Source organism: Enterobacter cloacae complex sp. IR5384, assembly GCF_049237265.1.
GTDB lineage: Bacteria > Pseudomonadota > Gammaproteobacteria > Enterobacterales > Enterobacteriaceae > Enterobacter > Enterobacter cloacae.
Genome location: NZ_JBMKHJ010000022.1, coordinates 64008 through 81142, shown reverse-complemented (window position 1 = coordinate 81142; position 17135 = coordinate 64008). Strand labels below are relative to the sequence as shown.

The following is a 17135-nucleotide window of genomic DNA, read 5'->3' as shown; positions in this document are numbered from 1 at the left end:
TGAAGAAAAAGTCGATCACCATGGGTAAAGGATGTTAAAAAGTGTTCACCATGTCCCCGAACACCTGTCAACCATGTCCCCGGACTGTACACCCACAGGGAGAGGGAACAAACATAAAAAACGGCAACCGAGGTTGCCGTTTTGCATTTATTTTGCGTCATCCGGCAACGCATACGCGACAATATAGTCGCCCATCTTCGTGCCAAACGAACCGTGACCGCCCGCAGAGATGACTACGTACTGCTTGCCATTCACTTCATAGGTCATCGGCGTTGCCTGTCCACCGGCTGGCAGACGGCCTTGCCACAGTTTCTCACCGTTGGTCATGTTGTACGCGCGCAGGTAGTTATCTGCGGTTGCCGCGATGAACAGCACGTTACCGGCGGTGGAAATTGGGCCACCCAGCATTGGCATACCCATATTGAACGGCACCGGAACCGGCATCGGGAACGGCATGCTGTCCTGCGGGGTACCAATACGTTTTTTCCACACGATCTGGTTGGTTTTCAGATCCAGACCGGAGATATATCCCCAGGCAGGCTGTTTACACGGCAGACCAAACGGAGACAGGAACGGATTCAGGGTCACGCCAAACGGTACGCCATACTGCGGCTGAATACCGGCTTCGGTACCGCTGCCTTTCGCGTCTTTCGGCTGCTCCATTGGGTTACCTGGACCACGTGGGATCAGTTTAGAGACAAACGGCAGCGCCATCGGGTTGGCGATCGCTACCTGACGGTTAGGGTCAACGGAGATCCCGCCCCATTCGAACATCCCAAGGTTACCCGGGAAGACCAGCGTGCCCTGCTCAGAAGGCGGGGTAAAGATGCCTTCATAGCGCAGCTGATGGAACATTACGCGGCACACCAGCTGGTCAAACATGGTGGCACCCCACATGTCTGCGCCGCTGAGGTCTTTCTTCGGACGGAAGCTCAGTTCGGAGAACGGCTGCGTTTTAGTGACGTAATCGCCTTTAGCCGCGCCCTGAGGAACCGGTTTTTCCGGTGCAGGCACAACCAGCTCGCCGTTACGACGGTCCAGTACGAAGATGTTACCGGTTTTCGCCGGAGCATAAATCACCGGAACGGTTTTGCCATTAACGGTAATGTCCGCCAGCGTTGGCTGGGACGGCATATCCATATCCCACAGATCGTGGTGTACGGTCTGGTAGCTCCACGCCAGTTTACCGGTGGTCGCGTTCAGCGCCAGAATGGAGCTGGCATAACGTTCCTGCTCAGGGGTACGGTTACCGCCCCAGATATCAGGCGTGGTCACGCCCATTGGCAGGTAGACCAGATCCAGCTTCGCATCATACGCAGCCGGTGCCCAGGAGTTTGGCGAGTTGAAGGTAAAGGTGTGTTCATCAGACGGGATCGCATTAGGATCTTTCGCGCCCGGATCGAAGGCCCACAGCAGTTTACCGGTATTCACGTCGAAACCACGGATAACGCCAGAGGTTTCGCGGGTAGAGAAGTTATCCGTGACCGAACCAGCAATCACGATGGTTTTATCAGTGATGATTGGCGGTGAGGTGGGTTCATACAGACCCGGCGTGGTGTCCGGCATGTTGGTCTGCAGGTTCAGGATACCTTTGTTGGCGAAGGTTTCGCACAGCTTGCCCGTTTCGGCGTTAATCGCGAACAGGCGGCCATCGTTCACCGGCAGCATAATGCGGCGAGGACAGTCGGCAATGACGTCCGGGCTGGCATTATCCGCACGCGCTTCGTGGTAAGAGACACCGCGGCAGGTGATGTGCTGGAACGACGGGTTGGAGTTCAGCTGCGGATCGAAGTGCCATTTCTCTTTACCGGTGGCCGCGTCGAGCGCGAACAGTCGCTGGTGCGCCGTACACAGATAAAGCATGTTGCCCACTTTAATTGGCGTCACTTCGTTGGTCAGTTCACCCGGATCGTTTGGCATCTTCAGATCGCCGGTACGGAATACCCAGGCTTCTTTCAGGTTTTTCACGTTGTCCGCGTTGATCTGCTTCAGCGGGGAGTAGCGCTGACCTTCCTGGTTACGGCCATACGCTGGCCAGTCGCCGTCAGCCACCTGCGAGATAGCCGCCGCAGGGGTGGATTCTGCATTCAGCGTACCGTTGATCTCCTGCGGGTCGTTAAAGCCGGCCCAGGTCAGGATACCGCCACTGATTAGCAGAGCGACAAGCAGCGCTGCAACGGCACCGCTGGAAGGCACAATCAGGCGACGCCAGACGAACGGCAGGATCAGCCAGATACCGAAGAAGACCAGAATGTCGCTGCGTGGCGTCAGTGCCCAGAAGTCGAACCCGACTTCCCAGACGCCCCAGATCATGGTTGCGAGGAGTAATGCCGCATAAAGCCACAGTGCGGATTGTTTTCTACGCCAGAGCAGAACAGTTACGCCAAGCATAACCAGGCCCGCAATGGGGTAGTACCAGGAGCCGCCAATTACGACCAGCCAGACGCCACCGATTAACAGGTACAGGCCGCAGAAGGCGGCGAATAACGCTGTTAGTGTCACCAGTAGACGCGGCTGTTTAGAGTTTGTTTCAGCCATAGAAAGTGTACTCGTCAGTTTTTGTTAATAATTTGCTAGCAACTAATTATAGGTATTAACAAGTGTGATCGGAATCACAATATTTGCTTTTTATAACTCATACGCCAGGCTTAGCCATTTGCTGATATAATGGCTGGCTTGCGTATCGATGCCGGAATAACACTCATCCGCATTGAGAGATTTTCATTAAAATCATATGGTTAGTAATATGAAACATACTGTTGAAGTGATGATCCCGGAAGCCGAGATCAAAGCGCGTATCGCCGAACTGGGTCGTCAAATCACCGAACATTACAAGGACAGCGGCAGCGAAATGGTGCTGGTTGGTCTGTTGCGTGGCTCTTTCATGTTCATGGCAGACCTGTGCCGTGAAGTGCAGGTGTCACATGAGGTCGATTTTATGACCGCCTCCAGCTATGGCAGCGGCATGTCCACAACCCGTGATGTGAAAATCCTGAAAGATCTGGATGAAGATATTCGTGGCAAAGATGTGTTGATCGTCGAAGACATCATCGACTCCGGTAACACGCTTTCTAAAGTGCGCGAGATCCTGAGCCTGCGTGAGCCGAAATCCCTGGCCATCTGTACTCTGCTGGATAAACCAGACCGCCGTGAAGTGCAGGTACCGGTGGAGTTTGTTGGTTTCTCTATTCCGGACGAGTTCGTCGTCGGTTACGGTATTGACTACGCGCAGCGTTATCGCCATCTGCCGTATGTTGGGAAGGTTGTGCTTCTGGACGAGTAGTGCGGCCTGGTGCCCTCACCCCAGCCCTCTCCCTGTGGGAGAGGGAGAAAATCCCCGCTTTATTTATGGTTCACATGCTTAAGCTTGAGGTTGGCAATGCCCGAACGGTAACGCTGCTCCAGCGTTTCGCGGTTGGTGGCGGTCACTTCCAGATTGCGCAGCAGGCCGTCGTGAATGCCGTACGCCCAGCCGTGGATAGAGACCTTCTGACCGCGCTTCCACGCTGACTGCATGATCGTTGAATGACCCAGGTTATACACCTGCTCCATCACGTTCAGTTCACACAGCGTGTCCATCCGGCGCTCCTGCGGCATTTCACCCAGCAGTGAGCTATGTTTGAACCAGATATCGCGGATGTGCAGCAGCCAGTTATCGATGAGCCCCAGTTCCGGGTTTTCCACAGCGGCCTGCACGCCGCCGCAGCCGTAGTGACCGCAAATAATGATGTGCTCGACCTCCAGGACGTCTACGGCGTACTGAACGACAGACAGGCAGTTGAGATCGGTATGAATCACCAGGTTGGCAACGTTACGGTGAACAAACAGTTCGCCGGGCTCAAGGCCCGTCAGTCGCTCAGCCGGAACACGGCTGTCGGAACATCCAATCCAGAGAAAGCGTGGATTCTGCGCTTGCGCGAGCTTTCCAAAAAAACCGGGGTCTTCCTCCACCAGCATTTTTGACCATAGTGCATTGTTGCTGATGAGTGTATCTATGTTGTTCATGGAGGTTAGCGACCTGTAACCAAGTGATTGCGTTGCGCTACTATAGGGTAACCCGACTTTTAATGAAACCACACAACGTGTGTCAGAACCTAAGGTAAGTTTAATTCATGGCGATTGCACTGGAGCTTGAGCAGCTTAAAAAAACCTATCCGGGCGGCGTTCAGGCGCTACGCGGGATAGATCTCAAAGTAGAAGCGGGGGATTTCTATGCGCTTCTGGGGCCGAACGGCGCGGGGAAATCGACGACCATCGGCATTATCAGCTCGCTGGTCAATAAGACCTCTGGCCGGGTCTGCGTGTTTGGCTACGATCTGCAAAAAGATGTGGTCAACGCCAAACGTCAGCTCGGTCTGGTACCGCAGGAGTTCAACTTCAACCCGTTTGAGACGGTGCAGCAGATCGTCGTCAACCAGGCGGGTTACTACGGCGTTGAGCGAAAAGAAGCGTTGGCACGCAGCGAAAAGTACCTGAAGCAGCTTGATCTATGGGAAAAACGTAACGAACGTGCGCGTATGTTGTCTGGCGGTATGAAGCGGCGTCTGATGATTGCCCGTGCGCTGATGCATGAGCCAAAACTGTTGATCCTCGACGAGCCCACCGCTGGGGTAGATATTGAGCTTCGTCGATCAATGTGGGGGTTCCTGAAAGATCTCAACGACAAAGGCACCACCATTATTCTGACGACGCACTACCTTGAAGAAGCGGAAATGCTGTGCCGCAACATCGGCATCATTCAGAACGGCGAGCTGGTGGAAAACACCTCAATGAAGGATCTGCTCTCGAAGCTCAAATCAGAAACGTTCATTCTGGATCTGGCGGCAAAAAGCGCGCTGCCGAAGCTTGAAGGGTACCAGTATCGCCTGGTCGACACCTCCACGCTGGAGGTGGAAGTATTGCGGGAGCAGGGCATTAACAGCGTCTTCTCCCAGCTGAGTGCTCAGGGCATTCAGGTTTTAAGTATGCGTAACAAAGCGAACCGACTGGAAGAGCTGTTTGTCTCTCTGGTGCAGGATAAACAAGGAGACAAGGCATGACGCATCTATATTGGGTCGCGCTGAAAAGCATCTGGGCGAAAGAGATTAACCGCTTTATGCGCATCTGGGTACAAACCCTGGTGCCGCCGGTGATCACCATGACGCTCTATTTCATCATCTTCGGTAATCTGATTGGTTCCCGCATTGGTGAGATGCATGGCTTTACCTATATGCAGTTTATCGTTCCGGGTTTGATCATGATGGCGGTGATCACCAACGCCTATGCCAACGTGGCTTCGTCGTTCTTTAGCGCTAAGTTCCAGCGCAACATTGAGGAGCTGCTGGTGGCACCGGTGCCAACGCATGTAATCATCGCGGGTTACGTCGGCGGTGGTGTGGCGCGCGGCCTGTGCGTCGGGATCCTGGTGACGGCTATCTCCTTGTTCTTCGTGCCGTTCCAGGTGCACTCCTGGCTGTTCGTGGGGCTGACGCTGCTGTTGACGGCGATCCTGTTTTCGCTTGCCGGTCTGCTGAACGCGGTGTTTGCCAAAACGTTTGACGATATCAGCCTGATCCCGACCTTTGTGCTGACGCCGCTGACCTATCTGGGTGGGGTGTTTTATTCCCTGACGCTGCTGCCGCCGTTCTGGCAGGCGTTGTCACACCTGAACCCGATTGTCTACATGATCAGTGGTTTCCGCTTCGGCTTTCTCGGCATTACTGACGTACCGCTGTTCACTACCGTTGCGGTGCTGGTGGTATTTATCGTCGCCTTCTACCTGCTGTGCTGGTACTTAATCCAGCGCGGACGCGGACTGCGCAGCTAACCTTCCGCCCGGTGACTTTCTGGTTGCCGGGCCTTTTCTTTGACTGTTATCACCGTAAGCTAATCTTCACTTCGCTAAACTACTCGCCTGCTAAGGAGAGAGTTATGCTGGGATGGGTCATTACCTGCCACGATGAACAGGCGCAGGAGATGTTGATAAAGCTTGAAGCCAGGTTTGGTCCACTGGCGCAGTGTCGTGCGGTGAATTACTGGCAAGGGCTGAGCACCAACATGCTGAGCCGGATGATGTGTGATGCCCTGCATGAAACCGACACTGGCGAAGGCATTATCTTTCTCACCGATAAATCTGGCGCTGCGCCGTATCGTGCGGCTGCTCTGTTGAGCCACAAACACGACTGCTGCGAAGTGATCTCCGGTATTGATCTTCCCCTGCTTGAGTTAATGTATCCACGGCGTGAATTATTAAGCAGCGCAGAGTTTCGCGATGCCATCGTGGCGCAGGGTGAGCCGGGCGTCAGCAGCTTGTGGCATCAGCAGCAGAAAAATCCCCCCTTCGTTCTTCTTCACGACCTGTATAAGAATTAAACATTGGTATTGATGGTGCATTTGTTACAATGGCACCAGTTTATTCGTACCGATATCACATACATGTTCACGCGTATTTTGTTCCTGTGCCTGCTGGTTCTCTCTGGCGGGGCATCAGCCAGTTTATTAAGTCAGCAAGGTCTTCCAGCCCAGTACATGCAAACCACTGAAGATGCGGCTATCTGGGCGCAGGTGGGAAACGAGGTCGTTAACGTCGGCCATGTCAGAGCTGGACAGATCCTTGCCGTTGTGCCTACCGCTGCGGATTATTACGAGTTTCGCTTCGGCTTCGGGACGGGATTTATCGATAAAGGCCATCTGGAGCAGGTGCAGGGAAAGCAGCGCGTTGAGGACAGCCTTGGCGATCTTAATAAGCCGCTCAGTAATCAAAACCTGATCACCTGGAAAGACACACCGGTCTACAACGCGCCGTCCAGCGGCAGTGCGCCATTCGGTACGCTGAGCGCCAATCTGCGGTATCCGGTTTTAAGCAAACTCAAAGACCGCTTAAACCAGACGTGGTACCAGATCCGTATCGGTAATCGCCTGGCATGGATCAGCAGCCTGGACGCGCAGGAAGATAATGGCCTCCCGGTGCTGACCTACCATCATATTCTGCGTGATGAAGAGAACACGCGCTTCCGGCATACCTCTACTACCACCAGCGTGCGCGCGTTCAATAACCAGATGGCCTGGCTGCGTGACCAGGGGTATACCACCCTGACGATGTATCAGCTGGAAGGGTATGTGCGTAACAAACTGAACCTGCCGGCCAAATCGGTGGTGATTACGTTTGATGACGGGCTGAAATCCGTAAGCCGCTATGCTTACCCGATTCTGAAAGAGTACGGGTTTAACGCCACGGCGTTTATCATCTCATCCCGCATTAAGCGACATCCGCAGAAGTGGGATCCGAAATCACTGCAGTTTATGAGCGTTCAGGAGTTGAAGGGCATCCAGGACGTGTTTGACATTCAGTCCCACACGCACTTCCTGCACCGCGTGGATGGTAACAAGCATCCGATTCTACTGAGCCGCAGCTACCACGTGATTTTGTTTGATTTCGAACGCTCGCGCCGGGCGCTGGCGCAGTTTAACCCGCGCGTGCTGTATCTCTCTTATCCGTTTGGTGGCTATGACAATAAAGCCATAAAAGCCGCGAATGACGCCGGTTTTCACCTCGCAGTGACAACGGTAAAAGGGAAGGTCAAGCCGGGGGATAATCCGTTCTTACTGAAACGCCTGTACATCTTAAGAACGGATTCGCTGGAGACCATGTCGCGGCTGATCAGCAACCAGCCGCAGGGCTAAGCTATTCGTAGGTAAACTGCAGGGTGCCGATGGCGCTGAACGTGCCAGAGGTGACTTTTTCTGTATCAGACTTAACTAACCGGGCCGTAAGTAACCAACTGAATATCGTGAGGGTAGTATTATCTTGTGCGGTATAGCTGCTAGTTGAATTAGGCACTATCTGCCTGTTGTTCGGCCACTTCAGTAACACGCCCACGCCTTTTGCCGCGTTCGACGGTGCGGTGTTGGCGAGTAATGAGCCATCGGTCCCGGTTGTTTTACTGGTGGTCAACTTCACGGTGACTTTACGGGTGTTGGTGCAATTCCCTGTCACCCCAAAATCGGCGTTTATGGTTTTATCGTTCTCGATATCGGATACACCATAATCCCCCAGGTCTACGGTTTTGGGAGCCGTGAGCGTGCAGGTGGGTTTTGCTATTGGTGTAATGAAGGCCATATTGGCTATGGTAATGGTCGGTTTGGGATGATCGTCTGGATCGGTTCCCACCGGGTCTCCAATGGTAATTTTTCCAATTGTTCCACCAACCGGGCCAATAGATACTACGTTAGCTGGAATACCGGCAAACGTGGGAAGTTGGTAAAATTCGACCATGGCCCGCCAGGCGCGATTATCCAGCAGCTCATCCTGGTCATTCATGTGTAATGCAAGAAACCAGCTCGTACTGGGAGCGAAATAGGCCGTGGCAGTATTGTCTACTGTGCCAAAAGCCAGAGCATAGGCTATTCCGGTTACATTGGTTTTGAATAAAGCTTTACCATCAATACTGCCGACTAACAGACTGGCGTCTGCCAGGGTGAAAATGTTTTCGCCATGTTTTCCTAACGTGCATTTACTACTTAATCCGGGGCTCAGATTCAGGCGATATAGCGAGCTGATTTTTGTAGGAACAGCGACATTATCCACGATTTGCAGGGTCGGCTTTGCGCCATTAAAGTCGCCGATGGACTGCGTGTCGCCAAATCGAAATTTACACTCAATATCTGCATGGGCGTAAAAAGCGTTCATGGTTAAAAACATAAATAAAATGATAAAACCGTAAAAACGTGGGGAAACAGTTATCCCAGGACGCTGTGCCATAGTTATTCCTTTTAGCGTTGCCTGTTAGCGATATGTCACGCTGACTAATGCGCGCGCGGTCACTTTTCCTGCGCTGACCGGGCCGTAATTTTGGTAGCGGGCGTAAAAGTTATACGCTTTCAAATAGCTTTGTTGGTCTGATGGGGTCGCTATTTTGACCTCCACATCAGACTGCCCCTCGCTGTCGAGGACGTTTTGATTATTGGATTCAGAAAAAATAACAATCCCCACGTTTTCAGCGCCGCCAGCAAGGGCGGATGTTTCATTACTGAATATCTGTTTTGAAATCCCATCAATGTGGGCAGACTGCGGTTTAAAGGTAAAGTGCAGCGCTTGCCCGGATCCCGATTCATCCCCGCTGCAGTCCACAACCTGAATCATAAAGCGTGTTCCTCCCGCGGGGTCTGCTGGTTGAAGTCGATCGGTGCCCTCCGCGGTGTAAAACCACGGTTTTCCCACCTTTGGCAGCGTTACGTTTCCACTTTCTGGAATACTGACCTGGCACGTATTGTTGATAATGTTTGCCGTCATATCCATTTCCAGGCTGGAGGCAAAACCCGCTGCGGGAAACCCCAGGCAGAGGGCCAGCCATGACATCGCATTTCTTAAGATTAAGCGGGACTGGAACATCCTGTTTAAGCTACCTGTCTGAATAAACATTATTGATAGGTCACGGTAAACGTCACGGGCGCATTGACCGAACCTGTCGTCACGTCCGAAATCGTTTTACCATTTGCAATGACGATGCGCGCATCCATCTCAAAATTCCCCGTCCCGTTAGACAGGTTGATGACAGACGTCGGGACAGTGGCGCAGTTCAATATGGAGCCTGAGTCGACAGAGCCTTTCCAGATTTCAAAGCCGACGTTATGCCCGGCTGCATATGCGTTACCGGTACACGACCCGCCTGCACCCGGCATGGCCTGAATGGCGGCGTTTTTTACCCCGGCACAGTTCGTGAAGGCAATTTTGAAGGTTTCTCGTCGGCTCTGGCTCACCAGGTCAGACTTAAACACATCGCCAAACGGCAAAATGTCAATCGGGGCTCCGCTGGCGTTTTGAATCTCCGCGTTACAGGTCCCGGCCTCAATGGTGGATGTAAACGTTGCCTGCACGCTCGTCGTCCCCGTAATCGCACTTAACGCAACGGAAGGCAGGGTGGCAGTCATTGCAAGCACCAGTAATGTCATTTTCATTTTCATATCAACGCTCCGCATTGCTGCCAGTTATTCATAGGTGAAATTAAACGTAGCGATACCGCTAAAATTGCCGGTCGTGCCCTGGCCGTTTGCGGTTTCCACCAGCGTTGCCAGAAGTGGTACCTCGCCAGCACTTATCTCTCCGCTCGACCAGACGAGGCGCTGTGTATCGGTGGATGAATTAATGACGAAGGGGGTATTCGGGGTGGCGGTACGGGAAATCGCCACGCCAATATTTTCCGCACTGCCGTCGCCGGAGAGTGAGTTCTTAATTGCCGTCGTCAGCGGGCTGGCGCTACCGCTGATGGTGGTTTTCAGCGATGCCAGACTCGGCGGGCATGAGACCATTTTGAGTTTAAAGTTGGTCGTGGCTTTGGCATTTTTCAGGATGATGTAATCCAGGCGCACCTTGCCGTTAGTCCCAATGGGGATAACGTTGCTGGTGCCATCACCGCTGCCGCCTTCGATTTTCATATCGCAGGTGGTGTCACGGATATTCGCGGTAAAAGTAATATCGAGATTATCGGCATGTGTTTCCAGCGACAGCGCCATTAGCCCCGTGCTTAAAATAACTAACCCTGTTTTTTTCCAGGCTCTAAAAAGCATGTTTTAACTCCCTTTATAAGGCTGTGACGCGGCAGGTCTGGCCCGTCAGCAGCGTTGTCGGTCCAATCTTTTTCGCATCCGGTGGGATGTGGTAGGAGACGGTACAGGATGTGCCGGGCTCATTTCCCCAGACGATGTTTAACGTCCCTTTATCTTCAATTCCGCGGATCCATGCCTGCCCGGCCTGACCCACGCTACCCACGGATACGCCCTGGTCGGTTTGCACATCGGCGCCTAACGGGATAAACCCGCCATCGTCACGCATCAGTTCCATTAACACTGAGCGCCCCTGATCGGTTTCAAAGTTAACCAGCACAACGGCACCGCTACGGGGGATGGTGGTGGAGCGGGTATTTTTCACTTCCACGTCAGAGTGCATTTCGCTGATATCAAGACCAACGCTGTTTTCACGGTAGGCGGAAAGATAGGGCATAAGGGCATAGCCTGAGGCGCCGATTTCACCGTTTCCGATAGAGACGCGGGCGCCTTCTGCCCCCTCAGCTTTAATTAAGGCAAGCGTATCGCTTTCGCTGATGCTGCCAGGGGCGAGTGTTACGCCACCGGAGTGCAGAACCATCCCGCCGCTATAGCTGGCAGAATATTGTCGTGTACCGTCATCTGAGGCGGAGACGGAAAGGCTTAGCGGTCCATGCGGGCCGTTGTAACTGCCGTACCCGCTTAACTGATTTAACGTATCGTCGTAACGCGTGGTGCTTTCGGTAATGCTGTAACTGAAGCGGTTATCTTCGGTGTTGCCGTTAGCGCTGGCGTTAAAGCTACTGCCGCCTTTTAAATCGCTGCCGATGCCCGTCGTGAGTGAGGAGAATCCACCCGCTCGCTTGCTGTTACCCATCAGCGTGTCGAATGGAATCGTGAGGTTCAGATAGACGCTGTCATCTTTTTCCCCAAACTCATTGTAGGTGCGCTGCACGGTGAGGCTATAACTTCCCCAGCTTAGCGAATGACTGTGGCCAACCGAGTATTGCGCCGACGAACTGCTTTCATTCCAGTAGTCCTGCCAGGTTGAGTTGACATACAGCGATCCCAAATCAAGATCGGCAATATTCAGCGGTTGGCTGATATTCACCTGGATCTGGTTTTTCATGCGCTGGAAGGTCTGATACACGTCGCTGTTGTTACGTTCCGGGTTACGCTCCCTGTCACGGTATTTGATCTCATTGGTCAACGAGGCCGCATCGTTCAGGCTGAGATAGTCAGACGTTGAAAACCGGTAGGCGGCGACGTTGAAAGAGGTATTCGTGGCTTCCATAAGTTTGCTGTAGGAGACGCGATAACTTTCGCCCGTGAGATGTCGTAAGCCGTCGATCCGGGCATCCGAATGCGTGACATCAAGAGCGAATGCGCCGACTCCGGTATTCATGGCAATACCCAACAATGTGGCGTAGAAATCGCTATCGGTATATTCCAGGCCCGCATACCCCGTGAAGGTATTGGTTAAGCCATAGTAGCCCGTTGCATATCCCACCTTTGGTTTGTCGCGCAGGCTGTCGTCACGCAGTTCACCCACGCCGACATCCCATCGGGAGTAGCCAGGACGTAGCATTTGTGCGACGGAAGAATAGGCGACTGAGAAGGAACGTTTGCTCCCATCCGTCTCTTCTACCGTGACGATGAGATCGCTACCGTAACCTGTTGTACTGAGATCCGTGATTTCAAACGGTCCTGGGGGGACGGAGGTCTCGTAAATCGTATTGCCGCTTTGGGCGATCGTGACTTTGGCGTTGCTGTTTGCAACCCCTCGGATCACCGGCGCATAGGTCGATATACCATTCGGAAGCATACGGTCATCGTTATATAAACGCGCCCCGCGCAGGCTAATGGAATCGAAGGCGTCGCCACGGGTATAGGAATCGCCGGCGATAAACTGCGCTTTCAGCGGCGTGATATCACGCTGAAGATAGATATCCTGGCTGGCGTAATGAGTACCGGAATCCTGATCCCAGTTCAGGTTGCCTCGCGCCCGGAGTCGCCATGGCCCCAGGTTTGCCCCATAGCGCAGACCTGCATAGGCCGTATCAGTGCTGGAATCCGGCATGTCTGCGTGCCAGCCGTTAAGATCCCATGAGAGCATGGCCACCGGGATCCCGTCTTCCCACAGTGAAGGATCGACAAATCCCGCTGGACGCTGAATGACGAAAGCCTGAGGAATGGAAAGGTCTAACTCCTGTGTGGAGGGATCGTAAGCCACACGCGAGCCGGGATAGGCGTCTGGCATAGAGACACAGGTGTCAGTAGAATCCTCCTCAGAGTGTTTCAGTTGCTCGGTGGTGACATTTGCCTGCGTGAGTAGTTTCGGGGTGATGCAAGGAGTGGCGCGCGGTGTGCCATTCTCCTTAAACAGAAGATCCGTGGTAACGGAAGGTTTCCCGTTAACGATCATCTTCACCTTATAGGTTCCGGCAATAACAGGGTTGCCTTTTGAAAAACGACTGATATCAATGGATGCGCCAGTGTTATAAAGAAACTGCTCGTTAAATTGCACGTCTTCTTCGTTATTATTTTCAGCAGCAAATGCACATAACGGCAATACCGCACTTATCGATAAACATAGTAGCGAACGTCTAAAGTGCATGATGAACTCTGTCCCAGGGCAACGCTAATTATAGTTTTTGTGAATGTTCTGAAGCTGACAGGGAATCAATGCGGTATAGACTCATACTTATCAATTCCACCGAAATCATTAATGGCTTGCCAGGTTATTTTGCTATTTCCGGATGAGGTGTAATTTTTCACATTCATCGTCTGGCTTGAGAACGGTTCAATAAAATGCGTTTCGATCTCGTAACTTTTACCGCCTGAAATAAGCGCCGCACTTGCCAGCGACACATAATAAGGCGAATCATTTTTCGCACTTAAAACGATTTTTTGCCCTTGTCGGGTTTGGGACCACTTAAGATTTTTGGCCGCGTCTGTCGGTTCCCCTTTTAATCCTGTGGGACGGAAAAAGAGTTTAATGCGGGTACGGAAAGCAAGCTGCAGCATACTTTGGTTATCGCTCTCCTTAGCCTTCGGCGGAACTTCCAGAACGTTAAACCAGAACAGCGACTCTTTATCTTTTGGCAATGCCTGACCCAGCCAGGTGATTCTGACGGTTTGCCCTTTTTGCGGTTCAACACGCGAAACAGGCGGCGTCACAATAAAAGGCAGTTTCAGCTCCTGAGGGTTAGTGGTATCTCTTCCATCATCGAGCCAGGTCTGTACCAGCAGAGGCCGGGTGCCACGGTTATCCATTGACACCGTTACGTCTTTTGCCGATTCAGGATAAATAACACGGGTGCCGGAAATCACAATATCTGCACTGGCATTAAGAGCAAACACGCTCATCGAGGCCAGCAGCAGGGCTTTTAGTCCGCTCTTAATATTCAGTACGTGCATGTCTACTCTCAAAAAATAGGCAAAAATGTGCCCAGCAGGGCACATTAACGGGAGGGATAAAATTATTCGTAGCTCATGGTGAAGTACGCGTTGGCGCTGACTTTACCTGACTGCACTGGGTTCGTGTCTTTCACCCAGTTGGAACCCGGAACGTATGCAACGCGATAGAACAGCTTGCCGGAACCGGCGGTGAGATTGGCTTTCTGCGTATTATTAGCAGGCTGGCCGACCATAATACGAGAAGATTCGGTAGGGGCATTATTATACAAGGCAAGTGCAACGTTGGTTGCTGCGCCTGCTACGCTGGCGTCAGGTTCAATGGTACCGTTTGCAATGGCACCCATATTTTTTGACATAAAGCTTGCTGAAGCAGTCTTTAATGTTCCAGGGCAGTTGGTGAGCAGCAGTTCAAAATTCTTAGAGCCGACACCGGTATCGACGGTGGTTGATTCAACATCAGATTTTTTAACAACCGGTAAGGTAATAGTAATATTATTTTGTGATTCACCATTGGCGGTGGAAATATTACACGTTGTGTCTGTTACCGCACCGTCAAAGGTGATTAAACCGATATCGGTGTCTGCTATTGCTGAAAAAGAACCCATTGCAAACAAAGTTACAGCTGAAGCTAATAACGTTTTTTTTAACATAATTTAAATTCCATTTAAAAACATTGTGCAGATTTAATTTAAGCAAAATGATGATAGGGATCTATGAATGGGTTGGGTATTTAAAATTGCTAAAAGCCATTATTAGAAAAATTGAATGTTTGATAAGTTATTGAAAATGATCTTTAAATTTGTTTTGAATGAACGGAGAGAGACGATTTTTATTGCAGCCAAATTATATTGGATTGTTTAGATTATAAATGACAAAGATCATTCCTTTAATTATATCATTCAGAATAATGTTTTTTTTAAACCAAGAGAAACGCTGAGAGAGGAGAAAATAGGGGAAATAAATAGAGGAGAGGCTATGTATACAAAAAAAGGATGTTTTCTTTACCTTTGAGGAGCGGAACCTGAAGGCTCCGCTCCTGGCAGCATCAGGCAACCTGCACCGGAATTGCCTTCGCGGTGCGTTTCATCTCGTTGTCGCCTTCAAAATAGGCGACTTTAGGCTGCCAGCGGCGCGCCTCTTCGTCGGACATCATGACGAAGCTCGCGATGATCACAATATCCCCTACGTCTGCACAGTGCGCGGCGGCACCGTTAACGGAGATGATCTTAGACCCGCGCTCTGCGGCAATCGCGTAGGTGGAGAAGCGTTTGCCGTTGTTCACGTTCCAGATGTCAATCGCTTCGTTTTCAAGAATACCCGCCGCGTCGAGAAAATCCTGATCGATCGCGCAGGAGCCTTCATAGTGCAGGTCGGCCTGCGTGACTTTCACACGGTGAAGCTTACCTTGCAGCATTTTGCGAATCATTACGTGTACCTTTAATCATGCGTTAACCCCTCCTGTAAGAGGGGAGGGTAAGAAGGTTATGCCAGTTCAACCACTTTGTTGTCGATAAGGCGCGCCTGGCCGAGCCATGCAGCCACCAGAATAACCGCGCGCTTGCTGGCGTCGGTTAACTCAAGCAACGTGTCAGCATCACGGATTTGAATATCGTCAGCGCGGAAGCCTTTATCGTTCAGCGCTTGTTCAGCCAGGGCCACGATCTCTTCAGCGGTCAACTCTTTCGCCGACAGTTGCTCTGCCATGGTATTCATGACTTTGCTTAATCCTGGGGCAATCTTACGCTGGTCAGCGGTCAGATAGCCGTTACGGGAGCTGAGCGCCAGACCGTCTTTGGCACGTACAATCGGCACGCCCACGATCTCGATATCATAACCCATGTCGGCAACCATCTTACGGATCAGAGCCAGCTGCTGGAAATCTTTCTCACCAAAGCAGGCAACGTCCGGCTGCACCAGATTGAACAGCTTGCTGACGATGGTAGACACGCCGCGGAAGTGGCCTGGACGGCTGGCCCCTTCGAGCATGGTCGAAATGCCCGGGACATCAACGTACGTGGACTCTTCTGTACCCTGAGGGTAGACATCTGCAGGTGCCGGCGCAAAGACGAAGTCCGCATGGCGCTTTTTCAGCTTCTCGCAATCTTCCTGCAGCGTACGAGGATAGCGCGCCAGGTCGTCCGCGCGGTCAAACTGCATCGGATTAACGAAGATACTGACCACCACGATATCTGCACGGGCTTTCGCTTCGTCGACCAGTTTCATATGGCCGTCATGCAGGTTACCCATGGTCGGGACCAGTGCGATACGTTTACCTTCCTGTCGTGCACGGCGAATATGCTGGCGAAGCAGCGGCAGGGTTTCAATGATTAGCACAACGAGACTCCTTAATGGAAACTGTGTTCTTCACCCGGGTAAACACCGGATTCGACGTCGGCAATATACTGCCTGACCGCGGCGCGCATGTCGCCCGCTTCAGTAAGGAAATTTTTGGCGAATTTCGGGATATGGCCGCCGGTGATGCCAAAGGCGTCGTGCATCACCAGAATCTGACCGTCGGTCACGTTGCCAGCCCCAATCCCGATGACCGGAATAGACAGCGCGTCGGTGATGCGTTTTGCCAGCTCAACCGGTACACATTCCAGCACCAGCAGCTGTGCGCCCGCCGCTTCCAGCGCGAGGGCATCGTCAAACAGCGTCTGCGCGGCATCACCGCGACCCTGCACCTTGTAACCGCCAAAGATATTGACGGACTGTGGTGTGAGGCCCAAATGTCCGCACACCGGCACGGCGCGCTCGGTAAGCATTCTTACCGTCTCCACCAGCCAGGCGCCGCCTTCGATTTTGACCATATTAGCACCTGCGCGCATCACGGCCGCCGCATTGTCGAAAGCCTGCTCTGGCGTGGCGTAGGCCATAAACGGCAGATCGGAAAGCAGAAGGCAGGCAGGTGCACCACGGCGCACGGCACGGGTGTGGTAAGCAATATCCTCGACCGTGACCGGCAGGGTGGAGTCATGTCCTTGTACCGTCATCCCTAACGAGTCCCCGACCAGCATGACGTTGATCCCCTCTTCGGCAAACAGTTTGGCGAAGCTGTAGTCATATGCGGTGATGGTGGCGAAGCGTCTCTTTTCCTGTTTGCATTTCTGCAGTAAGGAGATGGTGGTTGGTTTCATACTGTTTCCTGATAACCCAAAGCGAATCTTTGCGCATTCTAACAGTAACATTCGAGG

Annotated in this window: 17 protein-coding genes; 5 read left to right on the top strand and 12 right to left on the bottom strand. The window is 52.3% G+C overall.

The annotated features are described in order from the left end of the window. Positions 1-147 precede the first annotated feature (147 nt). Positions 148-2538, bottom strand: a complete 2391-nt coding sequence (locus ACOTX3_RS17255) for a glucose/quinate/shikimate family membrane-bound PQQ-dependent dehydrogenase (RefSeq protein WP_058679372.1) — start codon at positions 2536-2538, stop codon at positions 148-150. Between the two features lie 208 nt (positions 2539-2746). On the opposite strand from ACOTX3_RS17255, the gene hpt reads away from it, so the two are divergent. Beyond that, entirely contained in the window at positions 2747-3283 is a 537-nt protein-coding gene (gene hpt, locus ACOTX3_RS17250) for a hypoxanthine phosphoribosyltransferase (RefSeq protein ID WP_013095614.1), read from the top strand. A 59-nt stretch (positions 3284-3342) separates the two neighbouring features. Here the strand turns inward: hpt and can are convergent, their stop codons facing one another. Beyond that, positions 3343-4005, bottom strand: a complete 663-nt coding sequence (gene can, locus ACOTX3_RS17245) for a carbonate dehydratase (protein WP_013095615.1) — start codon at positions 4003-4005, stop codon at positions 3343-3345. Positions 4006-4112: 107 nt separating this feature from the next. On the opposite strand from can, the gene ACOTX3_RS17240 reads away from it, so the two are divergent. From ACOTX3_RS17240 to ACOTX3_RS17225, 4 genes are all read left to right on the top strand, one after another. Next, the gene (locus ACOTX3_RS17240; protein WP_013095616.1) at positions 4113-5039 is read left to right on the top strand and encodes an ABC transporter ATP-binding protein; all 927 of its coding nucleotides are present in this window, start codon (positions 4113-4115) and stop codon (positions 5037-5039) included. Further along, positions 5036-5806: an ABC transporter permease gene (locus ACOTX3_RS17235; protein WP_013095617.1), complete on the top strand. Its 771-nt coding sequence runs from the start codon at positions 5036-5038 to the stop codon at positions 5804-5806. Before ACOTX3_RS17240 ends, ACOTX3_RS17235 begins: the two co-directional genes overlap by 4 nt. A 104-nt stretch (positions 5807-5910) precedes the next feature. Next, positions 5911-6351: a PTS sugar transporter subunit IIA gene (locus tag ACOTX3_RS17230; RefSeq protein WP_058679371.1), complete on the top strand. Its 441-nt coding sequence runs from the start codon at positions 5911-5913 to the stop codon at positions 6349-6351. A gap of 63 nt (positions 6352-6414) precedes the next feature. Continuing rightward, the gene (locus ACOTX3_RS17225; protein WP_029883642.1) at positions 6415-7662 is read left to right on the top strand and encodes a polysaccharide deacetylase family protein; all 1248 of its coding nucleotides are present in this window, start codon (positions 6415-6417) and stop codon (positions 7660-7662) included. 1 nt (position 7663) lies between these two features. On the opposite strand, the gene ACOTX3_RS17220 is transcribed toward ACOTX3_RS17225, so the two are convergent. From ACOTX3_RS17220 to panB, 10 genes are all read right to left on the bottom strand, one after another. Next, positions 7664-8740 carry a fimbrial protein StkG gene (locus ACOTX3_RS17220; RefSeq protein WP_058679370.1) on the bottom strand — a complete coding sequence of 359 codons (1077 nt, stop codon included), beginning with the start codon at positions 8738-8740 and terminating at the stop codon, positions 7664-7666. Between the two features lie 24 nt (positions 8741-8764). Continuing rightward, on the bottom strand, positions 8765-9370 hold the full coding sequence (locus tag ACOTX3_RS17215; RefSeq protein WP_072205177.1) for a fimbrial-like protein: 606 nt from the start codon (positions 9368-9370) through the stop codon (positions 8765-8767). A 29-nt stretch (positions 9371-9399) separates the two neighbouring features. Beyond that, complete coding sequence (locus tag ACOTX3_RS17210) at positions 9400-9942, bottom strand: fimbrial protein (RefSeq protein WP_058650414.1); 543 nt, start codon at positions 9940-9942, stop codon at positions 9400-9402. 24 nt (positions 9943-9966) lie between these two features. After that, positions 9967-10545 (bottom strand): fimbrial protein, encoded by a 579-nt coding sequence (locus ACOTX3_RS17205; RefSeq protein WP_047023393.1) that lies wholly within the window; start codon positions 10543-10545, stop codon positions 9967-9969. A 13-nt stretch (positions 10546-10558) separates the two neighbouring features. Continuing rightward, entirely contained in the window at positions 10559-13138 is a 2580-nt protein-coding gene (locus ACOTX3_RS17200; RefSeq protein WP_058679368.1) for an outer membrane usher protein, read from the bottom strand. 65 nt (positions 13139-13203) lie between these two features. Next, on the bottom strand, positions 13204-13941 hold the full coding sequence (locus ACOTX3_RS17195; RefSeq protein ID WP_058679367.1) for a fimbrial chaperone: 738 nt from the start codon (positions 13939-13941) through the stop codon (positions 13204-13206). Between the two features lie 62 nt (positions 13942-14003). Continuing rightward, complete coding sequence (locus ACOTX3_RS17190) at positions 14004-14591, bottom strand: fimbrial protein (RefSeq protein ID WP_058679366.1); 588 nt, start codon at positions 14589-14591, stop codon at positions 14004-14006. Positions 14592-14986: 395 nt separating this feature from the next. After that, positions 14987-15367, bottom strand: coding sequence for an aspartate 1-decarboxylase (gene panD / locus ACOTX3_RS17185; protein ID WP_003856284.1), 381 nt, complete (start codon positions 15365-15367; stop codon positions 14987-14989). Positions 15368-15423: 56 nt separating this feature from the next. Continuing rightward, positions 15424-16275 carry a pantoate--beta-alanine ligase gene (gene panC, locus ACOTX3_RS17180; RefSeq protein WP_013095627.1) on the bottom strand — a complete coding sequence of 284 codons (852 nt, stop codon included), beginning with the start codon at positions 16273-16275 and terminating at the stop codon, positions 15424-15426. An 11-nt stretch (positions 16276-16286) separates the two neighbouring features. Further along, complete coding sequence (gene panB / locus ACOTX3_RS17175; protein WP_038418704.1) at positions 16287-17078, bottom strand: 3-methyl-2-oxobutanoate hydroxymethyltransferase; 792 nt, start codon at positions 17076-17078, stop codon at positions 16287-16289. Positions 17079-17135 lie beyond the last annotated feature (57 nt).

What these genes read in the sequence shown, in the direction of transcription:
- ACOTX3_RS17255 (WP_058679372.1), bottom strand. Translation starts at nt 2,538, where the DNA reads ATGGCTGAAACAAACTCTAAACAGCCGCGTCTACTGGTGACACTAACA.
- hpt (WP_013095614.1), top strand. Translation starts at nt 2,747, where the DNA reads ATGAAACATACTGTTGAAGTGATGATCCCGGAAGCCGAGATCAAAGCG.
- can (WP_013095615.1), bottom strand. Translation starts at nt 4,005, where the DNA reads ATGAACAACATAGATACACTCATCAGCAACAATGCACTATGGTCAAAA.
- ACOTX3_RS17240 (WP_013095616.1), top strand. Translation starts at nt 4,113, where the DNA reads ATGGCGATTGCACTGGAGCTTGAGCAGCTTAAAAAAACCTATCCGGGC.
- ACOTX3_RS17235 (WP_013095617.1), top strand. Translation starts at nt 5,036, where the DNA reads ATGACGCATCTATATTGGGTCGCGCTGAAAAGCATCTGGGCGAAAGAG.
- ACOTX3_RS17230 (WP_058679371.1), top strand. Translation starts at nt 5,911, where the DNA reads ATGCTGGGATGGGTCATTACCTGCCACGATGAACAGGCGCAGGAGATG.
- ACOTX3_RS17225 (WP_029883642.1), top strand. Translation starts at nt 6,415, where the DNA reads ATGTTCACGCGTATTTTGTTCCTGTGCCTGCTGGTTCTCTCTGGCGGG.
- ACOTX3_RS17220 (WP_058679370.1), bottom strand. Translation starts at nt 8,740, where the DNA reads ATGGCACAGCGTCCTGGGATAACTGTTTCCCCACGTTTTTACGGTTTT.
- ACOTX3_RS17215 (WP_072205177.1), bottom strand. Translation starts at nt 9,370, where the DNA reads ATGTTCCAGTCCCGCTTAATCTTAAGAAATGCGATGTCATGGCTGGCC.
- ACOTX3_RS17210 (WP_058650414.1), bottom strand. Translation starts at nt 9,942, where the DNA reads ATGAAAATGAAAATGACATTACTGGTGCTTGCAATGACTGCCACCCTG.
- ACOTX3_RS17205 (WP_047023393.1), bottom strand. Translation starts at nt 10,545, where the DNA reads ATGCTTTTTAGAGCCTGGAAAAAAACAGGGTTAGTTATTTTAAGCACG.
- ACOTX3_RS17200 (WP_058679368.1), bottom strand. Translation starts at nt 13,138, where the DNA reads ATGCACTTTAGACGTTCGCTACTATGTTTATCGATAAGTGCGGTATTG.
- ACOTX3_RS17195 (WP_058679367.1), bottom strand. Translation starts at nt 13,941, where the DNA reads ATGCACGTACTGAATATTAAGAGCGGACTAAAAGCCCTGCTGCTGGCC.
- ACOTX3_RS17190 (WP_058679366.1), bottom strand. Translation starts at nt 14,591, where the DNA reads ATGTTAAAAAAAACGTTATTAGCTTCAGCTGTAACTTTGTTTGCAATG.
- panD (WP_003856284.1), bottom strand. Translation starts at nt 15,367, where the DNA reads ATGATTCGCAAAATGCTGCAAGGTAAGCTTCACCGTGTGAAAGTCACG.
- panB (WP_038418704.1), bottom strand. Translation starts at nt 17,078, where the DNA reads ATGAAACCAACCACCATCTCCTTACTGCAGAAATGCAAACAGGAAAAG.